At 71.6% G+C, this 13,916-nt stretch carries 13 protein-coding genes; 7 read left to right on the top strand and 6 right to left on the bottom strand.

Features of this window, described 5'->3' with window-relative positions; translation table 11 throughout:
- The first annotated feature begins 1 nt into the window (after position 1).
- The 3 genes from xylB to ACRSBM_RS13180 are packed head-to-tail and all read left to right on the top strand — an operon-like array spanning position 2 to position 2,801.
- The gene (gene xylB, locus ACRSBM_RS13190) at positions 2-1,414 is read left to right on the top strand and encodes a xylulokinase (RefSeq protein ID WP_434443341.1); all 1,413 of its coding nucleotides are present in this window, start codon (positions 2-4) and stop codon (positions 1,412-1,414) included.
- Positions 1,411-1,659 carry a hypothetical protein gene (locus ACRSBM_RS13185; RefSeq protein ID WP_434443339.1) on the top strand — a complete coding sequence of 83 codons (249 nt, stop codon included), beginning with the start codon at positions 1,411-1,413 and terminating at the stop codon, positions 1,657-1,659. The genes xylB and ACRSBM_RS13185 overlap by 4 nt, the downstream gene beginning before the upstream one ends.
- Positions 1,656-2,801: an ROK family protein gene (locus ACRSBM_RS13180; RefSeq protein WP_434443338.1), complete on the top strand. Its 1,146-nt coding sequence runs from the start codon at positions 1,656-1,658 to the stop codon at positions 2,799-2,801. The genes ACRSBM_RS13185 and ACRSBM_RS13180 overlap by 4 nt, the downstream gene beginning before the upstream one ends.
- Here ACRSBM_RS13180 and ACRSBM_RS13175 read toward each other — a convergent pair.
- On the bottom strand, positions 2,758-3,075 hold the full coding sequence (locus tag ACRSBM_RS13175) for a DUF6223 family protein (RefSeq protein WP_434443336.1): 318 nt from the start codon (positions 3,073-3,075) through the stop codon (positions 2,758-2,760). The genes ACRSBM_RS13180 and ACRSBM_RS13175 overlap by 44 nt on opposite strands.
- 131 nt (positions 3,076-3,206) lie before the next feature.
- On the opposite strand from ACRSBM_RS13175, the gene ACRSBM_RS13170 reads away from it, so the two are divergent.
- The gene (locus ACRSBM_RS13170; RefSeq protein WP_434443334.1) at positions 3,207-4,289 is read left to right on the top strand and encodes a sensor histidine kinase; all 1,083 of its coding nucleotides are present in this window, start codon (positions 3,207-3,209) and stop codon (positions 4,287-4,289) included.
- Positions 4,286-4,951 carry a response regulator gene (locus ACRSBM_RS13165; protein WP_434443332.1) on the top strand — a complete coding sequence of 222 codons (666 nt, stop codon included), beginning with the start codon at positions 4,286-4,288 and terminating at the stop codon, positions 4,949-4,951. Before ACRSBM_RS13170 ends, ACRSBM_RS13165 begins: the two co-directional genes overlap by 4 nt.
- Positions 4,952-6,393: 1,442 nt before the next feature.
- Here the strand turns inward: ACRSBM_RS13165 and ligA are convergent.
- Together ligA and ACRSBM_RS13155 are read right to left on the bottom strand one after the other, a co-directional pair.
- Positions 6,394-8,388: an NAD-dependent DNA ligase LigA gene (gene ligA / locus ACRSBM_RS13160; RefSeq protein WP_434443330.1), complete on the bottom strand. Its 1,995-nt coding sequence runs from the start codon at positions 8,386-8,388 to the stop codon at positions 6,394-6,396.
- A gap of 107 nt (positions 8,389-8,495) precedes the next feature.
- Positions 8,496-8,726, bottom strand: a complete 231-nt coding sequence (locus ACRSBM_RS13155) for a hypothetical protein (protein WP_434443328.1) — start codon at positions 8,724-8,726, stop codon at positions 8,496-8,498.
- Positions 8,727-8,795: 69 nt separating this feature from the next.
- Here ACRSBM_RS13155 and ACRSBM_RS13150 point away from each other — a divergent pair, with 69 nt between their 5' ends.
- Positions 8,796-9,803 carry a pyridoxal-phosphate dependent enzyme gene (locus ACRSBM_RS13150; protein ID WP_434443326.1) on the top strand — a complete coding sequence of 336 codons (1,008 nt, stop codon included), beginning with the start codon at positions 8,796-8,798 and terminating at the stop codon, positions 9,801-9,803.
- Complete coding sequence (locus ACRSBM_RS13145; RefSeq protein WP_434443324.1) at positions 9,800-10,921, top strand: ArgE/DapE family deacylase; 1,122 nt, start codon at positions 9,800-9,802, stop codon at positions 10,919-10,921. The genes ACRSBM_RS13150 and ACRSBM_RS13145 overlap by 4 nt, the downstream gene beginning before the upstream one ends.
- 162 nt (positions 10,922-11,083) lie before the next feature.
- Here the strand turns inward: ACRSBM_RS13145 and ACRSBM_RS13140 are convergent, their stop codons facing one another.
- From ACRSBM_RS13140 to ACRSBM_RS13130, 3 genes are read right to left on the bottom strand one after another with little or no spacing between them, the layout of a single operon-like run.
- A complete protein-coding gene (locus ACRSBM_RS13140) occupies positions 11,084-12,037 on the bottom strand; it encodes a D-alanine--D-alanine ligase family protein (RefSeq protein ID WP_434443322.1) in 954 nt (317 codons plus the stop codon).
- The gene (alr, locus tag ACRSBM_RS13135; protein ID WP_434443320.1) at positions 12,034-13,143 is read right to left on the bottom strand and encodes an alanine racemase; all 1,110 of its coding nucleotides are present in this window, start codon (positions 13,141-13,143) and stop codon (positions 12,034-12,036) included. The genes ACRSBM_RS13140 and alr overlap by 4 nt, the downstream gene beginning before the upstream one ends.
- Positions 13,128-13,745, bottom strand: coding sequence for a M15 family metallopeptidase (locus ACRSBM_RS13130; RefSeq protein WP_434443318.1), 618 nt, complete (start codon positions 13,743-13,745; stop codon positions 13,128-13,130). The genes alr and ACRSBM_RS13130 overlap by 16 nt, the downstream gene beginning before the upstream one ends.
- Positions 13,746-13,916 lie beyond the last annotated feature (171 nt).

Genomic DNA, 13,916 nt, shown 5'->3' with positions numbered 1-13,916 from the left:
CATGACGCTCGTCGCCGGCGTCGACTCCTCGACGCAGTCGTGCAAGGTCGTGGTCCGCGACGCCGAGACGGGCCGTCTCGTCCGGGAGGGACGCGCGTCCCATCCGGACGGCACCGAGGTGCACCCCTCGCACTGGTGGACGGCGCTGCGGGCGGCGCTGTCCGACGCCGGGGGACTCTCCGACGTCGCGGCGCTGAGCGTCGCCGGCCAGCAGCACGGCATGGTCTGCCTCGACGAGGACGGCGAGGTCGTGCGTGAGGCGCTGCTGTGGAACGACACCCGTTCCGCGGCAGCCGCCTCGGCCCTGACGGACGAACTGGGCGCGGCGGAGTGGGCGGCCCGGATCGGCCTCGTGCCGGTCGCGTCGTTCACCATCACCAAACTCCGCTGGCTAGCCCAGAACGAACCGGCCAACGCCCGGCGCACCGCCGCCGTCTGCCTGCCCCACGACTGGCTGACGTGGCGGCTGCGCGGCACCGGCGACCTCGCCGACCTGGTCACGGACCGCTCGGACGCGTCCGGCACCGGCTACTTCGACTCGGTGACGAACTCCTACGCGCTCGACGTCCTCGAACGCGGGCTGGGCCGGGCCGACGTGGTGCTGCCACGCGTCCTGGGCCCCGCCGAGTACGTCAACGGCCCGGCGCATCTCGGCGGTTCGCGAGACGAACCGATCCGTCTCGGCGCCGGGGCCGGCGACAACGCGGCGGCCATGCTCGGCGTGGGTGGCGGCAGGGACGTCGTGGTGTCGCTCGGGACGTCCGGCGTCGTGACCGCGACCAGCGACGTGCGGGCGGCGGACGCGTCCGGAATCGTGGCGGGTTTCGCCGACGCCACAGGCCGCTACCTGCCACTCGCCTGCACCCTGAACGCCGCCCGAGTGCTGGACGCGACCGCCCGGATGCTGGGCGTCGACCTCACGCGGCTGAGCGACCTCGCGCTGTCCGCGAAGCCGGGCGCGGAGGGCGTGGTGATGGTTCCGTACCTGGAAGGCGAACGCACGCCGAACCTGCCGGACGCGACCGGCGCGTTGCACGGCCTGACGCTCACCAACGCCACGCCCGCGAACATCGCCCGTGCGGCCGTCGAAGGCATGTTGTGCGGTCTCGCGGTAGGACTCGACGCACTCGCCGAACAAGGCGCGGACGTCACGGGCGTGCGCCTCGTCGGAGGAGCGGCGGTTTCTCCGGCGGTGCGGGAGATCGCGCCGGTGGTGTTCGGCGTGCCGGTGACGGTGCCCGCGCCGGGCGAGTACGTCGCCGACGGTGCCGCGCGGCAGGCGGCGTGGACGCTCACCGGTGGGGCGACGCCTCCGGAGTGGACGCTGGCCGAGAGCACGCGGTACGAGGCGGACGCGGTGCCGGAGGTGCGGGCGCGGTACGGCGAGGCTGCTGAGCGGTACCTGACCCGATGACCGGGTGGGGCGCCGTGCGGCGGGACGTCGTGCGGCAGGGCGGCGCCGTGGGGCGAGGCGGCGTGCGGCGCGGCGGCGTCGTGCGGCAGGACAGCGCGGTGCGGCAATGCGGCGCCGTGCACCAATCCAGCGCCGTGCGGCAACAAGGCAGCGCGGTGGCCGCCAAGCACCCGGCCACCCGCCGCCCGCCCGCCGGACTCCGCGTGGGGCCATGCCTCACCCCGCCGCGATACTTGAGCCGATGACCACCGTCGACCACCTGCGGCAGGTTCGCCTCGGCAACCTGCGGACGGTCCTGCTCGCCCTCGTCGACCGCCCCGGCTCGCGGGCCGACCTCGCGGCCCGCACCGGCCTGACCAAAGCCACGCTGACGAACCTCACGGAGCCGTTGCTCGCCAACGGGATCCTCGTCGAGGAGCCCGCCACGCTCGCCGGCATGGGGCGGCCGTCCAAGCCGCTGCGCTTCCACCCGGACGGGCCGGTCGCGGTCGGGGCCGAGGTCAACGTCAGCCACCTGGCCGTCGAGGTTCTCGGGCTCGACGGCGAGACGCTGGACCGGCACCTCGTGCCCGCCGACATGCGCGAGGCGACCGAGGACGAGGTTCTCGACCGGGTCACCGCGCTGATCCGCGACATCACCGCGGGCTCACCCAGGAAGTTGCTCGGCGCGGGTCTCGCGGTGCCCGGTGTCGTGCACGACGGCGTCGTCGTCCGGGCCCCCAACCTGCCCGAACTCGTCGGCGCCCCGCTGGCCGCCGGTCTGTCCCGCCGACTCTGCCTCGACGTGGAGCTGGACAACGAGGCGAACCTCGCCGCGCTCGCCCACCTGTGGCCGAAGCACCTCGCGGGTGAGGACTTCGTGCACGTGACGGCGGACGTCGGCATCGGTGCGGGCGTGGTCCTCAACGGCGAGGTGTATCGCGGGGTCAGCGGGTTCGCCGGCGAGCTCGGGCATGTTGTGATCGAGCGCAACGGCGTCCTGTGCACGTGTGGCAGCCGCGGGTGCGTGGAGCGGTACGCGGGTCTCGACGTCATCCTGCGTGACGCGGGGCGGCGCCGTCTCGACTCGCTCCAGAATGCACTGCGGGCAGACGACCCCCGAGCGCGCGAGGCCGTGCGCAAGGCCGGGGAGGCGCTCGGGGTCGGGCTCGCGACGTTGATGAACCTCTTCGACGTGCCCACGGTCGTGCTCGGCGGCAGCTATGCCCTGCTGCACGAGCACTTGAGCAACGCCATTCAGTCCGAAATGGACGGCAGGGTGCTCGCGGGCGGCGAGCGGCACACGCGGCTGCTCGCCTCACCGCTCGGCGAGTTCGCTGTCGTGCGGGGTGCGGCGGGGCTGGTCACGAGGCGTGCGGTGCAGCAGCCCCAGCGCCTTTTCGCCTAGCCAGAACACCGAGCGCCACCGCGGCCAGGCCCACCGCCAGCGACAGGTAGCCGCCGACGATGCCGTAACCGGTGCCGGGGCCGCCCTTCGCCATCAGCACGACCACGGCGCCGAGCACCACGCCTGCCCCACCGGCGACCACGGCGACGAGGCCGTTCCGGCGCCGTCTCAGGGCCAGCACACCCATCACGACGCCGAAAACGCCGAGGGCGGCGCCGATCAGCGACCACGTGCGTCCCGCGGTCATCTCGTAAGCAGCTTGCGAAAGTGTCATGGTCCCAGCATTGGCACCGGCCCGCGCGAAGTCGTCGTGCGGACGCAGACAGCGCCTACTGCGCTCGCAGTAGGCGGAAAGTCCTCCCAGCGCACGATCTACCAGCCCGAACGGGGGCCTAAAGTGCTCGCATGAGCAGCCGCTGGCTGGACTGGGTGATCGCCGCCGGGGTCGCCGCGAGCCTGGTGATGGCCGGACACCCCGCCACCGGCCCCGGCTACGCGTTGCTGGCCGCGAGCGGACTGGCCCTCGCGGCCCGCCGGACCGCACCGGTCGCCGTGCTCGCCGCGACCGGGCTCCTCGCCCTCGGCTACCAGGCGACCGGCGCCGACGTGCCCGTGGTCGCGTTCCTGTTCGCCGTCTACTCGACGATGCGCGCGGGCCACCGCGTCGTCACCCTTGTTGGTTCCGTGCTGCTGATCGCCACGCTCCCTCTCGCGGCGCTCCTCTCACCGCGTGACCTCACGACGTACGAGGCGTTCGCGCAGACCCGGGACGTCCTGGAGATCGCGTGGCTGATCGCCGCCGCGGCCGCCGGTGAGGCGCTCAGGCAGGCGGAGCGCAGGGCCGACGAGGCCGAACGCACCCGTGAGGAGATGGCACGCAGGCGTGCAGGCGAGGAGCGCCTCCACATCGCCCGCGAACTGCACGACTCGCTCACCCACCAGATCTCCGTGATCAAGCTGCAGGCCGAGGTCGCCGTCCACCTCGCCCGCAAACGCGGCGAGGACGTGCCGGAGCCCCTGCTGGCGATCCGCGACGCCGGGCGCGAGGCCGCCAGGGAGCTGCGCGCCACGCTGGAAGCGCTCAGGGACGACGACAAGAACCCGCCGCACGGCATCGACGACGTCCCCGAGCTCGTCGAACGCGCCAGGTCCAACGGTCTGGACGCGCGGCTCACGATCGAAGGCGGAAACCGGGACGTCCCCGCGGCGGTCGGCCGGACGGCGTACCGGATCGTGCAGGAGTCGCTCACGAACGTCGCCCGTCACGCCGCCGCCGCGTCCGCGCAGGTCCGCATCGACTACCGTCCGGACGCGGTCGTCATCCGCGTCGACGACGACGGCAAGGCCCCGCCGCGCTCCGCGGAACCCGGCATCGGGCTGCTGGGCATGCGCGAACGGGTCACCGCGCTCGGCGGGCAGCTCCAGGCGGCGCCACGAAGTGGAGGCGGGTTCAGCGTGCAGGCCGAGCTTCCGGTGGCACAGGCATGATCCGCGTCCTGCTGGTCGACGACCAGCCGTTGATCCGCAGCGGTTTCCGCGCCCTGCTCGACGCCGAGGACGACATCGAGGTCGTCGCCGAGGCAGCGAACGGCCGGGAGGGCGTGGACCAGGCCCGCCGCCACCTGCCGGACATCGCCCTGGTCGACGTCCAGATGCCGGAGATGGACGGCATCGAGGGGACCAGGCTCATCGCCGCCGACCCGGACCTCGCCGGCACCCACGTCGTGATCCTCACCAACTACGGCCTCGACGAGTACGTCTTCCACGCGCTGAAGGCGGGCGCGGCCGGGTTCCTCGTGAAGGACGTCCAGCCGGAGGACTTCCTGCACGCCGTCCGGGTCGCGGCCCGCGGCGACGCACTGCTGGCCCCGTCGATCACCCGCCGGCTGATCGACCGGTACGTCAGCCAGCCGCTGCGGCAGAACAGGAGCCTCGCCCAACTCACCAACCGCGAACGCGAGGCCGTCATCATGGTCGCGAGGGGCCTGTCGAACGACGAGATCGCCACGAGCATGGTGATCAGCCCGCTGACCGCGAAAACCCACGTCAACCGCGCGATGACAAAGCTGCACGCCCGCGACCGCGCCCAGCTCGTCGTCATCGCCTACGAGTCCGGACTGGTGGTCCCGCAAACCTCCGAACGCGGGTAGACCAGCGAAGTTGTGCCGGGTCGCCCAGTTGCAGCGTGCAGTCGCGGTATCTGGTGGCCGGTGCACCGCTATCACGTCGCTGTGTACGGTCGCGCGTCTGCGGACATCCAGTGGTCGGCGACCGAAGGGGCCGAGGCCCCGAGCAGAGACAAGTGTCGCCTCGCCCGTCAGGTTCTCCATCCAGGGCCTCCTCCCCGCTGGAGGAGTGACTCACCCTGCAGAGCCACGGTTTCGCGAGACTCCGGTACGCGGTGAGCGACCCCACAGCTCCCGCGGAAACACCCCAGGCCCGCGGCCCGTTGTACAGAGTGGTCGGTGCGGTCCGTGTCCCCCGGGCCTCACCTCAACGCCTTCGCGGAAGACCGTTCGGCTGGTACCGCGTCGAGCCACTCGCCGAGAGGCGACCGCCGTACCGACCTCACCAGCTCGCCCTCAAGCCGTCATTCTCCCCGACAGGCGGCTTGAGGGTGTCCGGCCGGCGCGGGCCTCTCCTGCCGCGCCGGCCACCCGACTCTTCTTGCACAGCTTGGGGTTCGGTGCTCTGGCCGGTGAGCGAGCGCACAGATCATCAAGGAACACAACAGAATCCCGCGCCGTTGTACGGGACGGTCGGTGCGGAACGAGTCCCCGGGCCCCAACAGAACCGCCTTCGCGGAATACCGTCCGGCAGGAACCGCGTCGTGCCCACCGCCGAGAGGCGACCGCCGCACCGACCACAAACTCGCCCCCAAGCCGTACACCCCCAGACGGCTTGAGGGCTTCCTAAACCCCTGCAAACACAACGGTTTCACCGGCGGCACCGGTGAGCGAGCACACAGATCACCAGGAAACACAACAGAACCCCGCGCCGTTGAACACGACGGTCGGTGCGGAACGAGTCCCCGGGCCCCAACAGAACCGCCTTCGCGGAATACCGTCCGGCAGGAACCGCGTCGTGCCCACCGCCGAGAGGCGACCGCCGCACCGACCACAAACTCGCCCCCAGGCTGCCGTCCTCCCCCAGGCAGCGTGGGGGCTTCCCGCATTGCGCTGGTTGCTTGCATTTGGGGTGGCTTACCGCGGTACGGGACTCACAGCGCCACAACGCTTTCCGCGCCACGACGCCCTACCTGCGCTACGGGGTCGTTAGCGCGGAGAGGCTTACCGCGCGCCGCAGGGCTAACCGATCCGCGAGGCGTACCGCGCCGCAGGGGCCTGACGCGCCACAGGGCTCACGACACCGCAAGGCGGCCCGCGCCACTGGGATCTGCCGCCTCGCACGGCACCCCGCCCACAGAGCGCCCCCGCCACAGAGCGGGACGCGCCCCAAGAACGTCCCCGCGCAAAGCGGGCCGCGCCACAGAGCCGCGCGTGCCGCAAACCCAGCCGCGCCAACCGGGCCGCGCCGCAAAGCGGGGCGCGCCACAAACCGGGCCGTACCGCAAAGCGGGGCGCGCGGGCGGTCAGGCGACGCCCGCCGCGATCAGCTTCGCCCAGATCTCGCCCTGGTCGACCACCTCGACGCCGAGCTTCTCCGCCTTCGTCAGCTTGCTCGCGCCCACGCCCTCGCCCGTGATGAGGAGGTCGGTGGTGGCCGAGACCGAGGAGGCGGCGGTGGCGCCGGCTCGTTCGCACATCTTCTGGAACGTTGGGCGGGTGACCTTTTCGCCGGAGCGCGGGTCGCTGATCGAGCCCGTGATCACGACCGACTTGCCCGCCAGCGGGGCGCCGGCGACGACGACCGGGGGCAGGTCCTCCTCGCGGACCTCCAGTGAGACGCCGCGGGCGCGCAGGCGCTCGATCTCCGGGCGCAGGCGGGCCAGGTGGTGGTTCAGGGACTCGGCTACCTTCTGGCCGATGTCCTCGACGGCGACGAGCTTCTCGACGCCCGCGTCGGCGACCTCTTCCAGGGAACCGAAGCCCGCTCGGCACAGGCGGGCGGCGGTGCCTTCGGAGGCCATCGGGATCGAGAGGCCGATCAGGGCTCTGCGCAGGCCCACGGCGCGGCTGCGGTCGATGGACTCGATCATGCGGGTCGCGGACACCTCGCCCACGCGGTCGAACTCCAGCAGGCGTTCCTTGGTGAGCGTGTAGAAGTCGGACGGGTTCACCAGGTCGCCGGTCTCGGCGAGGCGTTCGATCCACACCTGGCCGATGGCGTCGATGTCGGCGGCGGCGCGGGAGGACCAGTGGATCAGGCGGCGCACCGTCTGGGCGGGGCAGGCGGAGTTCGTGCAGAACAGCTCGCGGCTGTTGCCCTGTTCGGTCAGCGGCTGGGCGCACGACGGGCACTCGGAGGGCGGGACGATCTCGCGTTCGTCGCCGGTGCGCTTCGACTCGTCGAGGACGCCCGCGACGAACGGGATCACGTCGCCCGCTCGGCGGACGAGGACCGTGTCGCCGATCTTGATGCCCTTCGAGCGGATGACCTCCTGGTTGGCCAGGGTCGCGCGGGTGACGGTGGTGCCGCCGACGAACACGGGCTCCAGCCACGCGACCGGAGCGATCTTGCCGGTCTTGCCCACGTCCCAGACGACGTCCATCAGCACCGTCGTCTTCTCCTCGGCGGCGAACTTGTACGCGATGGCGCCACGTGGCGATGACGAGCGGGTGCCGGCGGCGGCGAACGCGTCGCGGTTCGCCAGGCGCAGAACGGCCCCGTCGAGGTCGTAGTCGAGCGTGTTGCGGGCCTGCTCGATCCCGCCGATCAGCTCCTGCGCCTCGGCGGCTGAGTCGCAGTGGCGCATCTCGGCGACGCTGAAGCCTAGTTTGCGCAGGCCGGCGTCGAGGTCGGAGTCGGCGCTCTCCGGCTCGGTCGTCAGGTCGAAGGCGAAGAACTGCATGCGCCGGCCCTCGACCGCCTTCGGGTCCTTGGCACGCAACGTGCCCGCGGCGGCGTTGCGCGGGTTGATCAACGGCTTGTCCGGGTGGGCCTTGTTGTAGGTGTCGAACGTCGAGCGCAGCATCACGCACTCGCCGCGCACCTCGACGCGGCCCGGCGCGTCGACCTTGTCCGGCACGCCGTCGCACAACGCGCGCGTGAGGAACGTGACGTCGTCGCCCGTCGTGCCGTCACCACGGGTGACGGCGCGCGCTAGGCGCCCGTTCTCGTACACCAGCGCCAGCGACAGGCCGTCGAGTTTCGGCATGACGACCACGGGCTGGCCGGGGAACCGGGAGAAGAACGCCTCGACCTGCTCGGGCTTGTTCGCCTTCTCCAGCGACAGCATGGGCCGCGAGTGCCGCACCGGGGCATGCAGGACTGACGGCGCGCCCACGTGGTCCAGCGGGTTGTCCGCCGGGGCGAGCTCAGGATGCTCGGCGACCAGAGCACGGAACTCGTCCTCGATCGCGTCGTACTCGGCGTCCGCCACCAACGGCTCGCCCTGGTAGTACGCGTCACGCAGCTCGACGATCCGCGCCGCGAGCTCCTGAATCCGGTCCCCAGCTGCACTCATGACGGGGACGTTACCGGGCACCCCTGACAATTCCGTGCAGCCGCGATCGAGTGCTGCTCAAGCCGGGTGCTCCACCGAAGCGACCACCAACTCATCCCGGCGGCACCTCAATCGCGCGGCCCGCGCAACGTCAGGACCACCCGCAGGACGTGCTCGACCGCGGCCGGGAACACCGCTCCCCGCAGCTCGTCACGGTGCACCAGGGTCTGCCCGGCGAACTCGACCATGCGCTCCGGCCCCACCCGCCGCACCACGAGCGCGGCGACCTCCTCCAGGTCGAGGCCGGGGTTGTCGAGGCGGGTCAGCGCGAACTCGACGATCAGCTCCTCGTCGGTCACCCGGCACCTCCTCCCCGCCGACTCGTCGGATTCTCCCACCGATACACGTCGAAAACGTGCGCTGGACCGATGATCCGCACCACCAGCACGCTGTCCGGCATGAAGTTCTCGCGGCCGGACGCCGGCGCCTGGAAGTGCCCGCCCGCACCCGCTGAGGTGCGAGAGTTCCACGCCCAGCTTCCCGGCTACGCGCCCACTCCGCTCACGGAGCTCCCGGCCCTCGCCGCGGAGCTCGGGATCGGCCGCCTGTTCGTCAAGGACGAATCCTCTCGTCTCGGCCTGCCCGCTTTCAAGGCTCTGGGCGCGTCCTGGGCCGTCCACCGCGTGCTGGAGGGCCGAACAGGACAGGTCACGCTCACCACCGCGACCGACGGCAACCACGGCCGCGCGGTCGCCCGGTTCGCATGGCTGAACGGCCAGCAGGCGCATGTCTTCGTGCCGCGCACCGTTCCCGCACCGGCGATCGAGGCGATCCGCGCCGAGAACGCCGAGGTCACCATGGTCGACGGCACGTACGACGACGCGGTCGCGAGGGCCGCCGAGGCCGACGGGATCCTCGTGCAGGACATGGGCCTGCCCGGCTACGAGGAGATCCCCGCCTGGATCGTGGAGGGCTACAGCACGCTGTGCCGCGAGATCGACGACCAGCTCGCCGGGGAACCCGACCTGGTCGTCGTCCCGGTCGGCGTCGGCTCGTTCGCGCAGGCCGTGATCACCCACTACCGCAGCCGTGACTCCCTCACGGAGCTGCTCTCGGTCGAACCCGACAGCGCCGCGTGCGTCCTGGAGAGTCTGAAGGCAGGCGAGGTGAAGACCGTTCCCACCGGCGAGACGATCATGGCCGGACTCAACTGCGGCACACCGTCCGCCACCGCGTGGCCGTTCCTGCGCAACGGCCTGGACGCCGCCGTGGCCATCTCGGAAGCCGAATGCGCCGAAGCGATGAAGGACCTCAACGAGCTCGGTGTCCATTCAGGACCGTGCGGCGCCGCACCGCTGGCCGGACTGCGCGCCGTCCGGAACGAGTTCGGCGAACTCGCCACCGTCGTGCTCATCAGCACGGAAGGACGCTCGTGAACCCACGTGAGCTGCTGGCCGACCTCGTCTCCATCGACTCGGTCAACCCCTGCCTCGTCCCCGGCGGCAACGGCGAACGGGAGATCGCCGGCTTCTGCACCGACTGGTTCGTCTCTCACGGCTTCGAGGTCCACCGGCTCGAGAAACGCCCCGGCCGGCCTTCGCTCGTCGCGGTCAGGAAGGGCACCGGCGGCGGAAGGTCGTTGATGCTCAACGGCCACATCGACACGGTCGGCCACTCTGGCTACGACGGCGACCCGCTCCAACCGGAGGTCCGGGACGGCAAGATGTTCGGCCGCGGCACGTTCGACATGAAGGGCGGCGTCGCGGCGATGATGGTCGCCGCCGTCAGGGCCACCGAACGTCCGTTGCGCGGTGACGTGATCGTCGCGTGTGTCGCCGACGAGGAACACGGCAGTTTCGGCACCGAGGAGGTGCTCGAATCCTTCACCGCCGACGCCGCCATCGTCACCGAGCCGAGCCACCTGGAGGTGACGCTGGCTCACAAGGGTTTCGTGTGGTTCGACGTCGAGGTCGAAGGCAGGGCGGCCCACGGCTCACGACCGGAGCTCGGCGTCGACGCGATCGCCAAGGCCGGCCACTTCCTCGTGGCACTGGACCAGCTCGGCCGAGATCTCGCGGCTGGCCCACGACACCACCTCCTCGGCACCGGAACCGTCCACGCGTCGCTGATCAGCGGCGGCGAGGAGGCCTCCACCTACCCGGCGAGCTGCCGGATCATCCTCGAGCGCCGGACGGTCCCCGGTGAGTCGCCGCAACGAACCGAAGACGAGCTGCGCGCCATTCTCGACCACCTCACCGCCACCGTCCCCGGCTTCCGCGCCAGGCTCACCCGAGGCCTCGCCAGGGAGCCGTTCGAGGCCGACCCGCAGGCCGAGATCGTCCGCACGCTCATCGCCAACCTCGGCGAACCACCGGTCATCAGGGCCGAGCCGTTCTGGACCGACTGCGCCCTGCTGGACCGCACCGGCATCCCCTGCCTGCTGTTCGGCGTCGACGGCGCGGGCGCCCACGCGGCCACCGAGTACGTCGACCTGGCCTCCCTCGACCGGCTCACCAGGGTCCTGACCGGCCCGATCGCCGAGTTCTGCGGTTGAGAGGCGTGCCGGCCAGTGAGCACCGCGGCGACCGGACCGGCGGCGGCGCCCAGTTCCGCCCGCAGCCATAGCGTCAGCGGGGAAACACGTCGGGCAACGCGTGGCTCAGCATCACCAGCAGAATGGCGATGCCGCGCAACACGTCCAGCCCGGCGACGCGCCTCACCGCATCGCTCCCCGCACGAGCTTGTCCAGCAGGTCCGGATAGGACAGTCCGGCGGCCGCGAACATCTTGGGCACCTGCGACTCCGCCGTCATGCCCGGCATGGTGTTGACCTCGTTGAGCACGAACCCGTCCTGGGTCAGGAAGAAGTCGACCCGCGCCAGTCCACGGCACCCGAGCGCCTCGTAGACCGTCAAGGCCGCGTCTTCCAGTGATTTGAGCTCGGTGTCGGTCAACGGCGCGGGGATCACGAACTCGGCACTGCCGTCGTACTTCACGGTCGTGTCGAACAGGCCGGGGACGCGGATCTCCAGTGGCGGCCCGGTTCTGCGCCCGGAGTCCGGGTCGTCGAGCACCGCGATGTCGATCTCCCTGCCGTCGAGCACCTCCTCGACGAGCACCCGGTCGTCGAGCCCCAACGCGTGGCGCACGGCGGGTTCGAGGTCCTCTTCCCGCTCGACGAGCCGCACCCCGAAGCTCGATCCCGCCGCCACCGGCTTCACCACGACGGGGCCGGTGAAGTCCACCGTGGACGCGTCGGTGACCAGCCCGCCCTTCGCCGTACGGACTCCGACGGCCTCGGCGACGAGCTTGGTGGCCCACTTGTCCATCGCGAGCGCGCCGGCCCTCAGCGGTGATCCCACGTACGGCACGCCCGCCAGTTCGCACAGCCCCGCCAGCGTGCCGTCCTCTCCCAGCGGCCCGTGGACCAGCGGCAGCACCACGTCGCACATCGCCAGCACGTCGAGCGCGGCGGCGAGGCTGCCGGACGCCGGCGTGTCGAGCACCTGCCCGTCCGGCCCGTGCCACCGGCCGTCGCGGCCGATCGTGAGCGACACCGCCTCGTACTTCGCCGCGTCGAGCGCATCCCGTACCGAAGCGACCGACGCCACGGAGACGTCGTGCTCGCAGTTCTGCCCGCCGCCGATCACGGCGACGCGGATCCCCCTCATCGCACACTCCTCCGCACCCGCGCGCCGATCCCCGTCACGATCTCGTGCGGGATCGTTCCCGCCCACCGGGCCCACTGCTCCACGGTGGGTTCGCCGTCGTCCCCCGGCCCGAACACCACCGCCTCGTCCCCCGGCATCACCACGTCGTCCCCGACGTCCACCACGACCTGGTCCATCGAGATCATCCCGGCGACCGGCCGGCACCGGCCCGCCAGCCAGACCTCCGCCCGCGCGGACGCGGTGCGCGGCAAGCCGTCCGCGTAGCCCACCGGCAGCAACGCCAACGTCGTCGCGCGCTCGGTGACGTACGCGTGCCCGTACCCGACCCCGGTGCCCGCGGCGACCCGCCGCACCTGGACCACCGGCGCCGTGAACCGCAGAGCGGAGCGCAGCCGGGTGGTCCCGGACGGGTCGATCCCGACCAGCCCGGCACCGATCCGGACGACGTCCAGGTGCGATCCCGGGTCGGTCAACGTGGCGCTCGTGGCCGCCAGGTGCCGCATCGAGGGCCTCAGTCCCGCCTGGCGCGCCATCTCGACGCCCCGCAGCAGCGCTTGCTTCCCGGCTTCATTCGCTCCAGGCGTGTCGGCACACGGCAGATGTCCCATCACTCCGACGACCGAGACCTTCCCGGCCAGTTCCAATCGACGGGCCGCCGACATCAGCGACAGCCACGAGTCCGGGGCGGCACCGTCGCGCGCCATCCCGGTGTCCAGGTGCAGGTGGACGCGCACCGGTCCGGCCCGCTCGACCGCCGCGAGGTGGTCCAGGCTCGGCACGCTGAGGTCGATGCCGTACCGGACGGCCGTCCGCACGTCCACGTCGACCGGGTTGAGCCAGCTCAGCACCGGAACGTCCACACCGGACTCACGCACCGCCACCGCCTCGGCGAGGGAGGTGACCCCGACCCGGGTGGCGCCCGCGGCCACCGCGGTGCGGGCGACCTCGCCGAGCCCGTGCCCGAACCCGTCGGCCTTCACCACCGCCATGACGTCGCCACGAGCCAACGAGACGAACCGTCTCGTGTTGTCTGCCACGGCCGCGAGGTCGACCAAGAGCGAGGGCGCCACAGACACTTCGCGCAGGCTCGTCACGAGCGCGCCCACGCAGGCACCTCCACCGGTCCGTAGACGGCGTGGCCGGCGCCGGTCAGCAGCGCCCAGTAGCGGTCGCCGTAGGACCAGTGCCACCACTCGGTCGGGTAGTTGACCAGGCCGGCGCCGCTCAGTGCGTCGGCCAGCACTGTTCGGTTGTGCCGGGCTTCGTCGTCCACTGGCGCATCGAAGAAGCACGCCCCGTCGCTCTCCTCAGGGGTAGCGTCGACCGCCGTGCCCATCCACAGTTCGGCACCCGCCGTGGTGACCAGCGTCAGGTCGACGGCCGCGCCCGCGACGTGCGGTGCGACGGCGAGCGGCGCGACGAAGCGGCTGGACAACCGGCTCAGCTCGACGGCGTCGGCCGTCGGGTGGAGCTCCCGCAGCTCGGCGGTGTACCGCTCGATGATCGCGCTCTGGTCGGCGGCACTGCGGAACCCCTCGATCACCCGCAGGTCCACACCGGACGGCAACAGCGCGCGTGCCACGTCGAGGCGCCGCGCAATCCCCTCACGCACCAGCACATCGGGTGCGTAATCCAGCGGTACCAAGGGATCCCCGTTGTCGAGCACGCGGATGGCGCGCACGACCGGATCTGCCAGCAGGATGGTCATGCGGCCAACCTAGGAACGCCCGGCCACGCGGAACTCCTACTCCAGGCCCGGCCTCCGCGCCGAACGGCCGATTCGACGGCGTGGGCATCAGCCGTTCGGACGAGGCCTGACCTGAGTGAGCGCACACGACCAGTGGGAATTCGGCAGACTGGCCTGGTGACCCGACTCAGG

Origin of the sequence: Lentzea xerophila (assembly GCF_051094245.1) — a bacterium.
GTDB classification, from domain to species: Bacteria; Actinomycetota; Actinomycetes; order Mycobacteriales; family Pseudonocardiaceae; genus Lentzea; species Lentzea xerophila.
Note: the sequence above shows the minus strand (reverse complement) of the source record. Positions and strands in the feature narration are given on the sequence as shown.